This window comes from Mycolicibacterium gadium, assembly GCF_010728925.1.
Taxonomy (GTDB): Bacteria; Actinomycetota; Actinomycetes; order Mycobacteriales; family Mycobacteriaceae; genus Mycobacterium; species Mycobacterium gadium.
In genome coordinates this window covers 2,730,611-2,747,454 of record NZ_AP022608.1, presented here as the reverse complement: position 1 = coordinate 2,747,454, position 16,844 = coordinate 2,730,611, and the positions used below count along the sequence as shown (strand labels likewise).

At 65.8% G+C, this 16,844-nt stretch carries 14 protein-coding genes and 2 pseudogenes; 10 read left to right on the top strand and 6 right to left on the bottom strand.

All coding sequences use genetic code 11. The annotated features are described in order from the left end of the window. The 4 genes from eccCa (at position 1) to G6N36_RS13380 (ending at position 5,533) form a co-directional block, all read left to right on the top strand. Positions 1-3,666 carry a type VII secretion protein EccCa gene (gene eccCa, locus G6N36_RS13395; RefSeq protein WP_163686939.1) on the top strand — a complete coding sequence of 1,222 codons (3,666 nt, stop codon included), beginning with the start codon at positions 1-3 and terminating at the stop codon, positions 3,664-3,666. Further along, the gene (locus G6N36_RS13390) at positions 3,663-4,826 is read left to right on the top strand and encodes a type VII secretion-associated protein (RefSeq protein ID WP_163686938.1); all 1,164 of its coding nucleotides are present in this window, start codon (positions 3,663-3,665) and stop codon (positions 4,824-4,826) included. Before eccCa ends, G6N36_RS13390 begins: the two co-directional genes overlap by 4 nt. 76 nt (positions 4,827-4,902) lie before the next feature. Beyond that, positions 4,903-5,226 carry a WXG100 family type VII secretion target gene (locus tag G6N36_RS13385; protein WP_163686937.1) on the top strand — a complete coding sequence of 108 codons (324 nt, stop codon included), beginning with the start codon at positions 4,903-4,905 and terminating at the stop codon, positions 5,224-5,226. A 10-nt stretch (positions 5,227-5,236) separates the two neighbouring features. After that, on the top strand, positions 5,237-5,533 hold the full coding sequence (locus G6N36_RS13380) for a WXG100 family type VII secretion target (protein WP_163686936.1): 297 nt from the start codon (positions 5,237-5,239) through the stop codon (positions 5,531-5,533). Positions 5,534-5,657: 124 nt separating this feature from the next. Here G6N36_RS13380 and G6N36_RS30235 read toward each other — a convergent pair. Beyond that, positions 5,658-5,768, bottom strand: a pseudogene (locus tag G6N36_RS30235) (excalibur calcium-binding domain-containing protein); the annotation flags it as partial. Positions 5,769-6,206: 438 nt separating this feature from the next. Between G6N36_RS30235 and rplM the strand changes: the two are divergent. Continuing rightward, positions 6,207-6,650, top strand: coding sequence for a 50S ribosomal protein L13 (gene rplM, locus G6N36_RS13370; RefSeq protein ID WP_083124789.1), 444 nt, complete (start codon positions 6,207-6,209; stop codon positions 6,648-6,650). 26 nt (positions 6,651-6,676) lie between these two features. Next, a complete protein-coding gene (gene rpsI / locus G6N36_RS13365; protein ID WP_163690659.1) occupies positions 6,677-7,150 on the top strand; it encodes a 30S ribosomal protein S9 in 474 nt (157 codons plus the stop codon). A gap of 57 nt (positions 7,151-7,207) precedes the next feature. Here rpsI and G6N36_RS13360 read toward each other — a convergent pair. Continuing rightward, positions 7,208-7,993, bottom strand: a pseudogene (locus G6N36_RS13360) (AIM24 family protein); the annotation flags it as partial. A gap of 337 nt (positions 7,994-8,330) precedes the next feature. Between G6N36_RS13360 and G6N36_RS13355 the strand changes: the two are divergent. The 4 genes from G6N36_RS13355 (at position 8,331) to G6N36_RS13340 (ending at position 11,904) form a co-directional block, all read left to right on the top strand. Next, positions 8,331-8,699 carry a hypothetical protein gene (locus G6N36_RS13355; RefSeq protein WP_163686933.1) on the top strand — a complete coding sequence of 123 codons (369 nt, stop codon included), beginning with the start codon at positions 8,331-8,333 and terminating at the stop codon, positions 8,697-8,699. Between the two features lie 172 nt (positions 8,700-8,871). Continuing rightward, positions 8,872-10,209: a phosphoglucosamine mutase gene (glmM, locus tag G6N36_RS13350; protein WP_163686932.1), complete on the top strand. Its 1,338-nt coding sequence runs from the start codon at positions 8,872-8,874 to the stop codon at positions 10,207-10,209. Positions 10,210-10,253: 44 nt separating this feature from the next. Beyond that, positions 10,254-10,559, top strand: a complete 306-nt coding sequence (locus tag G6N36_RS13345) for a DUF7162 family protein (RefSeq protein WP_163686931.1) — start codon at positions 10,254-10,256, stop codon at positions 10,557-10,559. 1 nt (position 10,560) lies between these two features. Next, positions 10,561-11,904 carry a hypothetical protein gene (locus G6N36_RS13340; protein ID WP_163686930.1) on the top strand — a complete coding sequence of 448 codons (1,344 nt, stop codon included), beginning with the start codon at positions 10,561-10,563 and terminating at the stop codon, positions 11,902-11,904. Between the two features lie 2 nt (positions 11,905-11,906). Here the strand turns inward: G6N36_RS13340 and G6N36_RS13335 are convergent, their stop codons facing one another. The 4 genes from G6N36_RS13335 to G6N36_RS13320 form a co-directional block, all read right to left on the bottom strand. Then, entirely contained in the window at positions 11,907-13,361 is a 1,455-nt protein-coding gene (locus G6N36_RS13335) for an HNH endonuclease signature motif containing protein (RefSeq protein WP_163686929.1), read from the bottom strand. 64 nt (positions 13,362-13,425) lie between these two features. Next, positions 13,426-14,700: a DEAD/DEAH box helicase gene (locus G6N36_RS13330; protein WP_163690658.1), complete on the bottom strand. Its 1,275-nt coding sequence runs from the start codon at positions 14,698-14,700 to the stop codon at positions 13,426-13,428. A 178-nt stretch (positions 14,701-14,878) separates the two neighbouring features. After that, entirely contained in the window at positions 14,879-15,919 is a 1,041-nt protein-coding gene (locus G6N36_RS13325; protein WP_163690657.1) for an LLM class F420-dependent oxidoreductase, read from the bottom strand. Positions 15,920-15,962: 43 nt separating this feature from the next. Then, positions 15,963-16,808 carry a dienelactone hydrolase family protein gene (locus tag G6N36_RS13320; RefSeq protein ID WP_163686928.1) on the bottom strand — a complete coding sequence of 282 codons (846 nt, stop codon included), beginning with the start codon at positions 16,806-16,808 and terminating at the stop codon, positions 15,963-15,965. Between the last annotated feature and the right edge of the window lie 36 nt (positions 16,809-16,844).

Genomic DNA, 16,844 nt, shown 5'->3' with positions numbered 1-16,844 from the left:
ATGGAATTCGTACGTCAACCGCGCGTGCCGCCCCCGCCCTTGCCCGACGGCGCTGTCCTCGTCGAAGCTCCACCGCTGCTGCCGGCGCCGACGCCGCAGAACCCGCTCGCCCGCCTCCTGCCGCTGGCCATGCTCGTCGCGGCCGTCGGGATGATGGCGGTCTATTTCACATCGGGTGGGCAGTCGATGCGCAACCCGATGTACATGTTCTTCCCCGTGATGATGCTGACCTCGGTGCTCGGGTCGCTGGTGTACGGCGCCAGGGGAACCGGCACCACCACTGAGATCAACCGGGGTCGGCAGAAGTACCTCGACTACCTCGACCACCTCGACCGTGAGGCCGAAGGCGTTGCCGATGCGCAACGCGAGTCGCTGCGGTGGCACCACCCTGAACCCGGCGCGCTGTGGACCCTGACGGGTAGCGGACGGATGTGGGAGCGAACACCGGATGGCCCGGATTACGGTGTCATCCGGGTGGGGATCGGTGAGGAACCCCTGTCCACCGCGTTGACCGAGCCGGAACTCGACGGCACCGACGAGCAGGATCCCGTCACGGTCAACGCGGTACGGCGGCTGATTCGTTGCCGGTCAGTTGTAACCGATGTGCCGATCACGCTGGCGCTGCGCAGGTTTTCGGCGATCACCCTCGACGGTGACGCAGAGGCCGCACGGGCATTCCTCCGAGCCGCCATATGTCAGCTCGCTGTCTTTCACGGCCCTGACGACGTCGCCATTGTCGCTGATCCGCGCCCCGAATGGGATTGGCTGAAATGGCTTCCGCACCAGCGGTACTCGCGCGCTGGTGCACCCCGGCGTGACATCGTGAGAGTCCTGGACCGCGCAGAAGGGCTTGAACTTCGGATCGAGTCATCGCGAGCTGCCGTCGCCATTGGAGAGCGGCTGCAGCTGCGCGTCACCGAGGAAGTCCTGGTCGTCCACGGGCGGGGTGACGAAGAGGTCTATGCGAGGCCTGATCTGTTGACGGTGGCACAGGCGACGGCGTGCGCTCGTCGTCTCGCCCGTTACCGGCTCACCACCGCAGCGGCGAACGACGGCCAGAAGCGAGGGATCGACTGGACGGATCTGATGGGTATCGGAGAGAACGATCCCGAGAAGCTCTGGCGGGCAACCGGTGATGGACGCATCGTGCCGGTTCCGATGGGATTCGCGGACAACGGAACCCGCGTACTTCTGGACATCAACGAGGCAGCCCGGGGTGGCATGGGGCCGCACGGATTGTGCGTGGGCGCAACGGGGTCGGGCAAGTCTGAACTGCTGCGCACATTGGCTCTCGGGATGATCGCGTCTCACCCGCCCGATGCCCTCAACCTCATCCTCGTGGACTTCAAGGGCGGTGCGACATTCGTCGGCATGGAGCGCGCCAGGCACGTCGGTGCCGTCATCACCAACCTGGCCGGTGAAGCACACCTCGTCAGCCGGATGAACGACGCGCTTCTGGGCGAGATGAACCGGCGCCAGGAGGTACTTCGGGCTGCCGGACGATTCGCCAGTCTCGCCGAATATCAGCGTGCACGGTCCCATGGCGCCCACTTGCCGCCGATGCCCGCGTTGTTCATTTTGGTCGACGAATTCTCCGAACTGCTCAGCCAGCATCCCGACTTCGCCGAACTATTCGTGGCGATCGGACGGCTGGGTCGGTCACTGGGCATGCATCTCCTGCTCGCCAGCCAACGGCTCGACGAAGGCAGACTTCGCGGCCTCGAGACACATCTGTCGTATCGGATCTGCCTGAAGACCTTCTCAGCCGGTGAATCTCGAGCGGTCCTCGGCGTCCCCGACGCCTACCATCTGCCCAGCACGCCTGGATCGGCCTATCTCAAGTCCGCCTCGGGAGATCTCGTAGGGTTCCAGACCGCCTTCGTCTCGGGCGCTGGCCGCGAGTCGTGTACCGAGCGCACATCGACGGCATCACCTGCTCGACTGTTCACGGCCGCGACGGTCGATACTCCCAGCGAAAAGGCCGATATCGAGCCGCGGCCGCCGACTCGAACCGTTTTGGACACGGTGCTGGACCGGGTGGCCGGCCGCGGTGCGGCCGCGCATCAGGTGTGGTTGCCGCCGCTGACGCAGTCGCCGACCCTGGATGCCTTGCTGCCGGGGCCCGGTCCTCACCGGTTGACGGTGCCAATCGGCCTGGTGGACAAGCCGTACGAACAGCGTCGCGATCCGTTCGTCGTCGAATTGGACGGCGCGGCAGGCAACGTCGCAATCGTCGGTGCACCACGGTCCGGAAAGTCGACGGCGTTACGGACCATGGTGCTGGCGCTCGCGGAGCACCATGATCCCGCGGACGTCGGGTTCTACTGCCTCGACTTCGGCGGTGGAGCCTTGTCGTCACTGCGCGACCTGCCGCATGTGGGATCAATGGCCGGACGTCTGGACGGCGACCTGTGTCGCCGCACGGTCGCGGTGGTGACATCGGTGATGCGGACGCGGGAGTCGCTGTTCCGTCGGCTGGCCGTCGATTCAATGGCCGCCTATCGCCGTCATAAGGCCGATCGGTTCGGCGACGTGTTTTTGGTCATCGACGGCTGGGCGACGCTGCGGCAGGAGTTCGACCATCTCGAAGGAACCATCACTGCGATTGCTGCCCAGGGCCTTTCGTTCGGCGTACACGTGGTCATCACCGCGTCGCGGTGGGCCGAGCTACGGCCTGCCCTGAAGGATCAGATCGCGACTCGCATTGAGCTGCGTCTCGGTGACCCCGCCGAATCCGAGATGGATCGCAAGCGTGCGCGCGACCTTTCCGGACGACCACCCGGTCGCGGTATCACGCCGAGCGGCCGCGAATTCGCGGTCGCATTGCCGCGGTGGGACGGCGTACCGACCGTGAACGGACTTGCCGAGGCGATCACCGCCGACACCCGACGCCTGCGCGACCGGTGGGCACCGAGCACTGCACCGGTGGTCCGACTGCTGCCGACTCAGGTGCCTCGTGAGGAACTCGAGGACGGCGGTGTGGTGCTCGGGGTCGGCGAACGCGAATTGAGCGCCGTCGAGCTCGATTTCGCCGAACAGCCGCATCTGCTCGTGCTCGGCGACGTTGCGTGTGGAAAGACCGCGACTCTGCGGCTGCTGTGTCTTGAGTTGATCCGCGGCAGCACCGCCGACGAGGTTCAACTCGAGATCATCGACTTTCGTAGGGCTCTGCTGGGCGTGGTCGAGTCCGAACATCTGAGCGGCTACGCGATGTCACCGGCTTCGCTGACGTCGCGGCTGCCGGCGATTATCGACAGACTCGAGGCGCGCATGCCAGGCGATAACGTCACCCAGCAGCAGTTGCGGACGCGCTCCTGGTGGACGGGGCCGGACATCTACCTGGTCATCGACGACTATGACCTGGTGGCGGGCGCGACGGGAAACCCGCTGGCACCGCTCGCCGAATTCTTGCCGCACGCCCTAGATCTCGGGCTTCATGTCGTCGTCGCCCGGCGCTCCGGGGGGGCTGCGCGCGCGATGTTCGATCCCGTCCTGGCGAGGATGCGCGAGCTCGGCTGCATGGGTTTGATGATGAGCGCAAGCGCGGAAGAAGGTGTACTGCTCGGAACGGTGAAACCATCGGCGCTGCCGCCTGGTCGGGGAACGTTGATCACCCGGGGTGATGCGAACCAGCTCGTCCAGGTCGCCTGGACAGATCCACCATGAGCGAAGTCCTCATCGAGGTGGGACCGGCGACGATCCGGGGACCCAACGATGTTTCGCCGGAATGGGTTTCGGTTGCTCTCCACATGGTGGATGACGAGCTCGCGTTGCTCGACGATCGCCCGGTGCCGGTACGCGACGTGTGGGAAGACGTGATGCGAGCAGTCACTGGAGCAGGCGTCGACACCGCAGTCGTCGTCTGCCCGGCATGGTGGTCGCCAACGCGAATCGACACGGTGCGACGGGCCGCGCACATGGTGGCGGCGGAGATCGTCATGGTGGAGCGAATTGCGATGCTGCGGGAGGGGATTCCGGCTGAGACGACGATTGTCGAGATCACCGGGGATGTCGTGGTGGTGACCGTCGCAGACTCGATCGTCGCGGTCGTGCCGCGGCAGGAGTCGGCTGCGGATGCCGATGCGGTAGCGGCGGCCGTCGCTGCGCCCGCGGGCGTTCTGGTGGACGCCCCGGCGTCGGTACCCGGCGCCGACGTCCTCGCCTCGCTGATCGCAAGGCGCATGCGGACGATCGGCGTGCCCGTCAGAATCGCGGACGACGGTTGGGTACTGCGCGCAGCGAAGGAACACCGGTCACCTCAGCCGGCCACTGCCGTCCGAGTCCGCGAACGCAAGGCCCTGGCGGTGCTGTTCGGCACGCTATCGACGGTGGTGCTGTGTGGTGGGTTGGCCGCCATACATGACGAGGAGCCGCAGTCCGAGGCGGTGCCGATGACCTTGCTCGTCGAGGGCAGAGTCGGTGTGATGGTGCCCACTGCGTGGACCGCGCGGCGCATCACCTCCGGCCCGGGATCGGCTCGGGTACAAGTGGTTTCACCGACGGAGCCGGAGATCGCCCTGCAGATCACGCAGTCCGTCGCTCCGCTGTCGTCCAGCCTCGCGGATACCGCGGATTCTCTGCACGCAGCCTTCGCCGAGGCGCCCGACGGCGCTTTCGTCGACTTCAACCCGTCGGCTCGTCGCGCGGACCGCGATGCGGTGACGTATCGAGAGGTTCGGTCGGACCGCCACGTGGCGTGGACCGTGTTGGTCGAGGGGGCCACCCGCATCGCGATCGGCTGCCAGAGCGCGCCGGGTCGCGAACACCTCGTAAAGCAGGCCTGCGAAGGCGCGATTCGCTCCGCGCATGCGGTGTCTCGAGAATGACCGCAAATCTGATGGAACCGAATGGGCGCCGATCGCGTCGAACTCAATAACAACACGGACCGACGGAAGGACATCGATGACGACACCGGCAGGTGGCGCACTCAACACCGACTTCGACCTGATGGCGGCCATCGCCGGAAAGACGGATGCGCGCAATGAGGAAATCAGGGCGATGCTGCAGTCATTCATCGGCCGCATGGGTGGTGTGCCGCCATCGGTCTGGGGTGGCGTGGCCGCATCTCGCTTTCACGACGTCGTGGATCGGTGGAACGCCGAGTCGGTGAAGCTTCACGCCGCACTTCAGCGGATCGCCGAAACCATCCGCCTGAACCAGCAGACGCTTCGTGAAGCCGCAGACACCCACTCCCACCAGATCAGCGCCGTCGCCACCAACCTCTGAGGAGTCCGACATGGAGAACGTGCTCTCGTACAACTTCGGTGACATCGAGTACACCGTCCGGCAGGAGATCCACACAACCTCGGCGCGGCTGAACGCAGCGCTGGACGAGCTGCGCGCTCAGATCGTGCCGCTGCAGGAAATCTGGACACGACAGGCCGCCGAGGCGTACCGAATCGAGCAGGCCCGCTGGGAGCAGGCAGCAAGTGCGCTGAACGACATCCTCGTCAGGCTGGGCAACGCGGTCCGCGACGGCTCCGATGAAGTGGCAGCCACCGACCGGATGGCAGCCAACGCCTGGGGCGGATAGCCCCTCGACTCTGTGCGGTCCCACTCGGAGGGGAGCCTGGGGGGATTCGCCAGTGAAAGGGTTGCGCCACCGTGGCCGTTAGGAGAGGCGGCTGCGGTGGCGCAAACTCTCGTCTGAACTGCGGTTACTCGCAGGCGACACCGTCACCGTCTCGGTCGAGATGCTCGGCGTAGCCATCCTGGCCCTGCAGGATCGGGGTCACGCCGGCGTCACGCGCTGCAGTGCAATTCTTGTAGTACGTGTCGGCATTCGCGACCGAAGCGGCGCCGAGAGCGGCCGCCATGGCAACCAACCCAGCGGCGATGAGGGTACGAAACATGTTCACTCCGTTATGATCTTGATGGGAAGGTCGGTTTTCGGCAAAGGCCTCGGCACCGACCCAGACGAAGCTACGACGGCATGGCCGACGAAGAAATCGGGTGTTTCCCTATGTCTTGTGGGTTGTGACCTCGAGGGTGTGAGCCCGCGCGACGATTCACCCCAGGTCGGGCGGTGTGCCGCCGTCGCCGAAGGCGTTTTGACCTGCGCGGACGTCCACGGGTAAGCTGCTCCGTTGGCGTGCGGTACGCCGGGGCCTCGGGTCTACGTCGGTCGCCGAGGATTCCCTGATCGCACACCATGACCGGCCCCCGGATCACTCCGGGATCAACCCGAGATATGGAGAGGTAGCGCTGTGTCTACGTACACGCCGAAGGCGGGTGACACCACACGTTCGTGGTACGTCATCGACGCCACCGACGTGGTGCTCGGCAGGCTCGCCGTCGCAGCAGCGAATCTGCTGCGTGGCAAGCACAAGCCGACATTCACGCCGAATGTCGACGGTGGCGATTTCGTCATCGTCATCAATGCAGACAAGGTCGCCATCAGCGGCGACAAACTCACCAAGAAGTTCGCCTACCGCCACTCGGGTTTTCCCGGCGGTCTGCGGGCGCGAGCGCTCGGTGACGAGATGCAGAAGCACGCCGACCGCGTCGTCGAAAAGGCGATCCTCGGCATGATTCCGCACACCAAGCTCGGCCATCAGATCCAGAAGAAGCTGAAGGTGTACGTCGGGCCGGATCATCCGCACGCCGCACAGCAGCCCATTCCGTATGAGATCAAGCAGGTGGCCCAGTGAGCGAGACGACCGACACGACCGAAGAAGTGACCGAGGCCCCCGTCGAGGAGACCGCGACCGAGACGGAGGCGCCCGCTGCTGACGCGGCTCCCGCGCGCGAGCCGGTCATCATCGACCGTCCGATCCAGACCGTCGGCCGCCGCAAGGAGGCTGTGGTCCGGGTTCGTTTGGTGCCGGGCACCGGCCAGTTCCATCTCGACGGCCGGTCGCTGGAGGCCTACTTCCCGAACAAGGTGCACCAGCAGCTCATCAAGGCCCCGCTGGTGACCGTGGACCGGGTGGATTCCTTCGACATCTACGCCCACCTCGATGGTGGCGGCCCGTCCGGGCAGGCCGGTGCGCTGCGGCTGGCGATCGCCCGCGCGCTGATCCTCGTGCAGCCGGAGGACCGCCCCGCACTGAAGAAGGCCGGCTTCCTGACCCGCGACCCGCGCGCCATCGAGCGCAAGAAGTACGGCCTCAAGAAGGCCCGCAAGGCGCCGCAGTACAGCAAGCGCTGATCGAGACCCCTCGGAGCCGCCGGGCACGCATTCGCGTGCCCGGCGGTCTTCTTCGGTTCATCGGCCCAGGAAGTTTCCGAGGATATTGCCGGCGGCGCTGCCTGCCTGCTGCCCTCCACCGGTGCCGCCGACGAACGCGCCGGGCGCCTCTTCGGACGGCTGCACGACGACGAAGCCCTGACCCGAGAACGACATGGTGAAGCCCTCACCGGTGGTGCGGCCCATGAACGTGCCGAGGCCGAACTGTTCGGCGCTGTGAAAGCCGGTCTGTAGCGACGTGGACCAGCACACGGCGGCCTGCGGATCGGCGTAGGTCGGCTGGTCGACGCTCAACACCACAGGGGTGCCCTTGGTGGTGATCGCGATGCGGCCCTGTCCGGAGAACACGCAGTTGAACAGGCCGGCGTTCGACAGCATCCCCGCGCCCTGCACCCGACGGATGTCGTAGGACAGCGACGGCTCGAACGCGAGGACGTTCTTGCCGTTGATCGTCAGCCCATCGTGCGGACCCTCGAGATCGAGGAGATGGATGTCGGAAGCCAGGTCGGCGAGGAAGAGGTCGCCGGCGCCTGTGCACTTCATCAGGGGCACCCCCTCGCCGGTCAACTGTTGCTTGACGAACTTGCCGATGCCGCCCGCACCCTGGCCCTGGAACTGGATATTGCCTTGGTAGGCGACCATGGCTCCCTGACGGACCATCATCTCGCCGCTGAGCCCGATCTTGAGCATCTTGCTGTTCTGCAACTTCATGCCCGGTTGTTGCATCTGGGCCTCGGCCATCTGCGGGGAGAACAAATCACTGCGCATGGAATGTCCTTTCGTCGTTGGCGGCGACGTTATCGACTGGCCCGCGGCAGAGCGATGGGTGTCGGGATCGAAAAATTTTTCCCGCCGTCAGTAACGATGTTTGGGTGGTCGTCCGACAGACAAATAAAGCTCTCATCAGGATTTTGAAGGTGACGTTAATAAGAAGCGTAGTTAATTAGCTACTACTTAGTAAAAGATCTTGGAACAGCTTTTTTTCAGAAATCTCGTTTAGCTGTCTGCCCATGGTGGAAGTCACTCCCCGGGGAGCAGAGGCGCAACCCTTTCGCGCTGGGCAGGCAGTTCCTGCCAAGGGTGGTCACAGAGGCCACGGGGTCGGGGCGGATCACTGCTTCCTGACTGAAAGGAATATCTGATGCACAACATCATGAAGAGGGCGTCAGCCGGCGCCGTATTGGGCGGATCGCTCTTGTTCACCGCGGGCCTGGGTATGGCAGGCGCTCAGCCGCTGAACCTGCAGGACGGCCTGGTCAACCTCGCGGTTGGCGACGTGACCATCCTCGAGGATGTGAATGTCGGTGTCGCGGCCAACGTGGCGGCGGCGATCTGCGGCCTGGAGGTCGGACCGGTCAACGTCCTGGCCGAGTCGGTGGACGCCGACGGCGGCACGGAGACGGTGTGCGACGTCACTGGGGGGCCCATCAATCTCACTCAGAACGCCGGCACGCCCGGCCAGTCGGGCGGCGCGGGCAACTCCGAGAACTCGAACGCCGGAGGCAACTAGAACGCCCACGGCCAGGACCCGTTTAACGGATAGCTGACCTACAAGCGTCTTCACCGCCCGTGCCCACCCGGACGCGGGCGGTGAGTCGCGTTTGGATACCAATTCGATGGAGGCACACGGCTCGACGGCGCTGGTTGGCTCTTTGGACGTCACTTATGAGAAGTTTGTCCGCATGGGTCGACTGTTCGGCACCGACGGGGTGCGCGGCGTCGCCAACCGGGATCTGACCGCTGAGCTGGCGATAGCTCTTGGTTCGGCGGCGGCCCGACGGCTTGGCAGCGTCGGTGGCCATGCGCGGCGCGTGGCTGTGGTCGGTCGCGATCCCAGGGCCAGCGGCGAGATGCTCGAAGCGGCGGTGATCGCCGGAATCACCAGCGAGGGTGTCGACGCGCTGCGGGTCGGGGTGCTGCCGACCCCGGCGGTGGCTTACCTCGCGGGGGCGTATGACGCCGACTTCGGCGTGATGATCAGCGCATCGCACAACCCCATGCCGGACAACGGCATCAAGATCTTCGGACCGGGTGGCCACAAGCTCGACGACGCGGCCGAGGATCGCATCGAGGAGCTGGTCCACCAGGGCCCCGGACACCGGCCCACCGGAGCAGGCATCGGGCGCGTGGTCGACGCCGAGGATGCGCTGGACCGCTATCTGCGCCACATCGGAAAGGCGGTAACGACGCGCCTCGAAGGGCTCACCGTCGTCGTCGACTGCGCGCATGGAGCCGCATCGGCGGCCGCACCACGCGCGTATCGCGCCGCGGGAGCCAACGTCATCGCCATCAATGCGGAACCCAACGGGCTGAACATCAACGACGGTTGCGGCTCCACCCACATGGAAGCGTTGCGGGCCGCGGTCGTGGCTCACGGCGCCGATCTAGGCCTCGCACACGACGGGGATGCCGACCGCTGCCTGGCCGTGGACTCAAATGGTCAAACTGTCGACGGTGACGCAATCATGGTGATTCTGGCGCTCGCGATGCAGGAGGCAGGCGAGCTCGCCTCCAACACGTTGGTCGCCACAGTCATGAGCAATCTCGGTCTCCACCTCGCGATGCGCGCGGCCTCTATCGAGGTGCGCACGACCGGCGTCGGCGACCGTTACGTCCTCGAAGAACTGCGCGCAGGCGAGTATTCGCTCGGCGGTGAGCAATCGGGTCACATCGTCATGCCGGCGTTCGGCACAACGGGCGACGGCATCCTTACTGGACTTTGCCTGATGGCGCGGATGGCGCACACCCGCTCATCCCTGGCCGCACTCGCCGAGCCGATGCACACGATGCCGCAGGTCCTGATCAACGTCGCGGTCGCGGACAAGGCGACGGTTGCCGAAGCACCGTCGGTGCGCACCGCGGTCGCCGAGGCTGAACGAGCGTTGGGCGATTCCGGTCGAATCCTGTTGCGTCCCTCAGGGACTGAACAGGTGGTCCGCGTGATGGTGGAGGCCGCCGACGAGGACACCGCACGTCAACTAGCCGTTCGAGTCGCGGAATCGGTCAGCGAACAGCGCTGAAATCGGCGGGAACCCGTAAGGCCCCCTCCGCGTCCTAGCTCTACATGGGAGAACGAGACGTTGCGCGTGTCGACGTCGCAGCGCTGCTGAGAATCGCCGACGAATATCAGTCGGTAGCCGATGCCGTCGATGTCATCGTCCGCAACCGGCTCGCCGGGTTGCAATTCGGCGGCGCCACCGCGGGCCGGATGCACGTTGCGCGCGGTGAGGCGGTGCGTATCGCCGTCGAAGGTGTAGGCGATCGGCTGCGGGAGTGGTCGAGGGCGTCGTCGGAGATCGCGGCGACATTGCGTACCACCGCGCATCGATACGACGAAGCCGATACGCGCGCCGGGCACATGGTGGGCTGAGATGTTCGACGCTGCTTCACGATTGGCCGACGGACGGCCCGCCGCGGGCATCATCCAGGACTACGTGTGGGCCTGCCATCTGCTCGGATACCAGGACCCGGACCTGACGCTGCACGCATCGCAGGTGCACGACTGGTACGGCAGTGAGGACGGAATCGACCTGCAGGCGCTGGACTCCGATTGTGCGGCGCTGCGGGCGGCTGCGGCCGCGGCTGAGGGAGCGCTCGTCCGTCAGCAGGCGCAGCTCGCGTCGATGGCGGTTGCGTGGGACGGCGTTGGTGCGCAGGCGTCCGGAGATTTCCTGCGTCGTCACGGCGAGACCTCGACGGCTGTGGTGACTGCGGTGCGTACCGCCGCGGAGTCATTGGGGTCGCTACGGGATCGGTTGTGGCACAGCGTCGACGGGAAAGTCGCTGCGACGATGGCAGCCGAAGGGCGTGGCGCGGGTCCGGGTTGGCAGGCCGCAGCGCAAACAGTCACGACCGGCGCGGGTGATCGCGCCAGCGCCAGTGAATTGGTCGATCAAGAGGTCAGGCCGTTTGTTGCCAACGACGTTCGTTCTGAATGGTTGACGGCGATGCGCTCGGCGATGGCTGCCGTGACCGACGCCTACGACGCCGCGGCTGCTGAACTCATTTCCGATGTGGCCATCTCATTCGATGTCCCCGGTCAGCTCGGCCCGTCGTGGTCACCTTCCTCGGGCGACGAGGTCGTGACGGTGCCTGCGGGCACGGGTTCGGTTACGGGGTCTATTGCGGCTCCGCCAATTGGCGCCGCCGCGCCCGCGGGTGCGCCCGCGGCTGCGTCGCCCGCTTCGCCCGCGGCAGCGCCGCCCGCACCGGCTCTGGCGCCGCCTCCGCCGGCGGAGCCGGTAGCGCCCACGGCACCGGTCGCACCCGCCGCCGCGATGCCGTCGATGCCGTCGATGGGTGGTGGGATGCCCGATATCGGCAGCGGATTGTCTGGATTCGGTGGTCAACTCGGCGAATTGCTCGGCGGTTTGATGAGCACGTCGCACGACGCGCTGTCCGATCTGCCCGAGTCCGACGAGCTGGACAAACCCGACGATTTCGATCCGATCGACGAAGACGAAGACGAAGACGAGCAAGACAATGACGAAACCGCTGCGGAGGAGCCCGAAGTCGACGAGGCGGAACCCACCGCAACCGACTCCGCAGATGAGATTGTTGAAGGACCGTCCGCCGAACCGCTTGCCGCCGAAGCTGAGCCGGCCCCACCACCTACACCGGTCCCGCCTCCAATTGAACCCCTCGCCGCGCCTGAGTCTGCGGCGGGTACGCCGTGCGAGATCGCGGCCGATGAGCTGCCGCAGGTGGGTGAATGACTTTAGAACGGTGGAGGATCCGAATTCTGTTCGCGTTCGGCCTTGATGCGGGCTTCGCGGTCTTGGGTGCGGGTGCGTTTTCGTCGGGGCATCATCACGGCCCGGCCGGTGTCGAAGGTCTGCGGCTTCAGTGGGGGCGGCAGGTCTCCGGTGTTGGTGTCCCAGTCCGGGAAATACGCCCGTGATCCCGGGTATGTCGTATAGGTGTGCCCGGTCGGCGATGTCCACACCGCCGCGCCATCGGGCCGCAGTGTCAGGTCCCAATCCCCGGTCCAAAACGTTTTGAGCAAGTGATGTTTTCGGCATAAACACACCAGATTCGACGGATGCGTGGCTCCCAGCGGGTAGGGGATCACATGATCGATATCGCAGACCTGCGCGGCCGCGGTGCAGCCGGGGAAGCGGCACGTCAGATCCCGGGCCCGAATGAACCGGGCCAGTTTCGATGACGGCCGATACCCCGGCTCGGGTTCCTCGGCCGGCGTGCACAGCGGACGTAGGTTGGCGCCATCACGCAACAGTTCGGCCAACAACGGAGTCGGCATCACCTCGGTCCCCGACAACAACGCCGTGCCCGCCGTGACGGGAGTCGAGGGGGCAGAGGACTCTGGCGGGGCTGCTTGCGCTGCGGATCTCTGCACGTTGTCGACGGTCGCTTGGTCGGTGTAGACGTTCACGACCACCGAGGACCTCGGTGCCGGGTTGGCCTGTCGGGCTGGGCAGTTCGGCGATTTACATGCGCACGGCAGGTGATCGTTGCCGTGGCTCCACGCACCCAACGCATCCGCGCGACGCTCTTCTGCCGTGCGGGGATCGTGCTCGCACACCGTGGCCACCATCGCGGCGATCTTCTTCTTCAACACCGCCGCATCCGCCGCCGACAACCGCCCCCACACCGAGGTCACGCCGTTCTCGTCCTCGATGTCACCGACCACGAAGTCGCGGGTCCGCTGCGCGGACTTGGCCCGGATCAGCGCCGACGCGTCGAACTCGAACACCAACGCATCGACGGCCGAGAGGAGTTTGTCCTCGGACAGCGGACCCCACCGGCCCGCCCGCTTCGCGATGGCTTGATCGATTTGCGCCCATACCGGCGCCTCGGTGATGAACTGGGTGCGCCAGGTGATCGCACCGACCACCCGCGCACTGATGTCGCCACGGCGGAACAATTCCGCCACCGCGGGCAGATGATCGCGTAGAGCATCGGCGATGCGCATCTGACCTGAGGCCCTACGTGAGCTGATGTTCATCGCCGCCGCCACCTCCGCGGCCGCGCAATCCCACCAATCGCACGCCCAAAACGTGCGCGGGTCATCATCGTCAATGACGCGACGATGTCTCAGTTCAGCGATCGCCGCCAAGCGCCGCGCCGCCGCGGCAGCCTCCGCCCGGGTCAGGTCCGCGATGGCCGCAACGACAGCGGCGTCATGGACACCCGCGAACTCTGATTCGAACATGTGTTCGACATTACATCAGCCCTGTGACGCGCGGTGGATGTTATCCACAGGCAGGATCGAGCGCTCAGGCGTTGGCGGGGCGCCTGCGACGGTTGTTCGAGCGGCGCCGACGGGACTGCTCTGGCTTGACAGGTTCAGGCCGGGTGGGGGCCGCGAGCACGATTGGCTTACCGAAGGAACGCTCGCCCGGGGCGATCTCATGCAGCACCGGGTGTGACGGGCCGCGGAAGCGGGTGATCGTCGGCTTCACGCCGGCCCTGCGCGTCAGTTGCCGCACATCGGACACCTGCTCGTCGAGCATCAGCGTCACGACGGTGCCGTCGTTTCCCGCGCGCGCCGTCCTGCCGGACCGGTGCAGATACGCCTTGTGCTCGACTGGCGGGTCCGCGTGTACCACGAGAGTGACGTCGTCGACGTGGATGCCGCGCGCAGCGATATCCGTCGCGACCAGCACCCAGGCCGAACCATCGGAGAATGCCGCCAGGTTGCGCGTGCGGGCGTTCTGAGACAGGTTGCCGTGCAACTCGACTGCAGGAACTCCGCGCGAATTCAGCTGACGGGCAAGGTTCTTGGCGCCATGCTTCGTGCGGGCGAAGACGATCTTGCGTCCTGGCGAGGCGGCCAGGTCGGCGAGCACGTTGATGCGGGCCGCTTTCTCGACATGCAGTACGTGATGCTCCATTGCCGCGACCGGCGACTGCTCCGAGTCGACGCTGTGCACGACGGGATCGGTCAGATACCGCTTGACCAGAACATCCACGCCGCCATCCAAGGTGGCGGAGAACAGCATTCGCTGCCCATTGCGAGGGGTCTTGTCCATCAGTCGCTTCACCGGAGGAAGGAAGCCGAGGTCCGCCATGTGGTCGGCCTCGTCGAGCACGGTGATTTCGACGGCGGACAGATCCGCATGGCGCGAGTTCACGTGGTCTTCCAGACGCCCGGGGCAGGCGATGACGATGTCGACGCCGGCACGCAGCTTGTCGATCTGTGGCTGGTGTCCGACGCCGCCGAATACGACGACGGACCGCAAGTTCGTTGCGGCGGCCAACGGCGCAAGCGCGGCGTCGATCTGAGCGACCAACTCGCGGGTCGGCGCAAGGATGAGCGCACGAGGACGGCCCGGTGCTCGCTTGGACTGACTCGCTGTGAGTCTCGTCACCATGGGCAACAAGAACGCATACGTCTTGCCGGAACCGGTGCGGCCGCGGCCCAGTACGTCGCGGCCGGCCAACGAATCGGGCAGCGTTGCGGCCTGGATGGGGAACGGGGAGTCGATGCCTTTACCGGCGAGGACGTCGACGACAGCCTTGGGCAGGCCGAGGTCGGCGAATGTGGGCACCGTTGTGCCGTCAGTGATTTGAACAGACAAAGTTAAAGCTCCGAAAGTAGAGTGTGGTCGTCCTGCCCGGCGCGGATCAATCCGCGGCGCTCGGTGTGACGATCGAGAAACGGCAAAAGGCAGAACAGACGATGCCGATGAGATCAGTCTACAGGCTTGGCGCCATTCGGCTTAATCGCTACGGGAGTAGGTCGCGCAATTCCTCTACGAATCGCAGCGTCTCGGCGCGGTCACCCGACAGTGGCTGCAGCAGAAGTGTGGTGGTACCGGCTTCCGCGAAGGCGGCCAGACGTTCTTTGACGTAACCGCGCGGACCCACCAGCGATACGGCGCGCACCAATTCGTCGGGAACCGCGGCGATGGCTTCGGTCTTCTTGCCCGCCAGGTACAAGTCCTGGATGTCGTTGGCGACCTCGCCGTAGCCGTAGCGCGTCGCCAGGTTGTGGTAGAAGTTCTTGCCGCGCGCGCCCATGCCGCCGATGTACAGCGCCAGTTGCGGTTTCGTCCACGCCAGTCGGTCGTTGACGTCGTCGCCGATCGCCAACGGCGCGCTGACCGTGACGTCCAACGGGCCCAGCGCGGGATCACGCTTGGCGAAACCGGCGCGCAGGGCGTCGCCCCACACGTCGTCGGCCTTCTCCGGGAGGAAGAACACCGGCTGCCACCCCTCGGCGATCTCGGCGGTGAGTTCGACGTTCTTTGGGCCGAGTGCGGCGATATTGATCGGAATACGTTCGCGCACAGGGTGATTGATCAACTGCAGCGGTTTGCCCAGGCCGGTTCCCCGATCGGCGGGCAGCGGAATCTGATAGTGCTTGCCGTCGTACGTCACCCGCTCGCGGCGCCAGACCTGTCTGCAGATGTCGATCACCTCGCGGGTGCGGCCCAGCGGAGCGTCGAAGGGGACGCCGTGAAAGCCCTCCATGACCTGCGGGCCGGAGGTGCCGATGCCCAGCCGGAACCTGCCGTCGGATACGTAGTCGAGCCCGGCGGCCGTCATCGCGAGCAGCGTCGGCGTGCGGATGTAGATCGGGACGACGCCGGTGGCCAACTCCATGCGCGTCGTCTTCGCCGCCAGAAAGCCCAGCTGGCTGATCGCGTCGTAGGAGTAGGCCTCGGCCACGAACGCGACGTCGACACCGACCTTCTCGAGTTCGACGATTTGATCGACGGCCTCGAGGAAGCCGCCCGCGTAGTTGAGGAAGATCCCGGTGCGCATCGACATGTGTGCTTTATACACCCAACCGGTTGGTTGGCCGCGCTCAGGGCTTCAAGAGCGCGACGACTTTGTTTTCGAGAGCCACCGGATCGTCGGCGAAAGGGTCCATCGTCGTCGCCTTGGGCAGCGCGATCTCCGGGTCGGCGAAATCGCGGTAGGTCTTGTCGCCGGTAAGCATGTGCAGGAAATATCCGGTCATCAGCGCACGCACGATCTTTTGCGTACCGCGATCGGCACCAGGCAGTCCAACCGCTCTGGCCAGCCGCCGGCCCTCGACGAGCCCACCGGCCTTGACGCTGCTCACGTCGCGCAAGGTTCCGCTTTTCCAGACCCGTGCGAGTTCGACCGCGTTGGAGCGCAACGACATCGGGTCTCCTGGGTCGGCGAGGATCAGCCCGGGCACTTTCAGCGTTGCCGCCGGCTCTTCGGCTCGAGGCTTGGTGACGGTCGGAAAGGCCGCCACCACAGCCTTCAACCTGCCCGGCATCCCGGCCGCCGCGAATACCGCCGCGGACGCGCCGAAACCGTGTCCCGCCACCCCGAGCTTCGTGTGATGGACACTGATCTTGCCCGGTCCCAACCGCACCCCGGCAATGATGTCGAGGGCCGTGCCCAGGTCATAAGACAGATTGAGCACCGACGGCGCCAGGCTGGTCTCGGTCGCGGGCGCCGCGGCGACGATGCCCCATGACGCGAGATGCTCGAGCGTTCCGTGGTAACGGTCATCACTTGTCAGCCAGTCGTGACCGAATACCACACCGGCGAGATTCATCCCCGACTCCGGGGTGAAGACCACGCCGGGCAGACCGGCAAACGCCAGGTCACCCCGCAAAACGCGGTGCGGGCCGCGGCGCTTCAACCCGTTGAAGAGCTTCGCTGTCCGCGCCACCAGACGACCGTAGCGCAGGCGGGTCTCCCGGCGCGC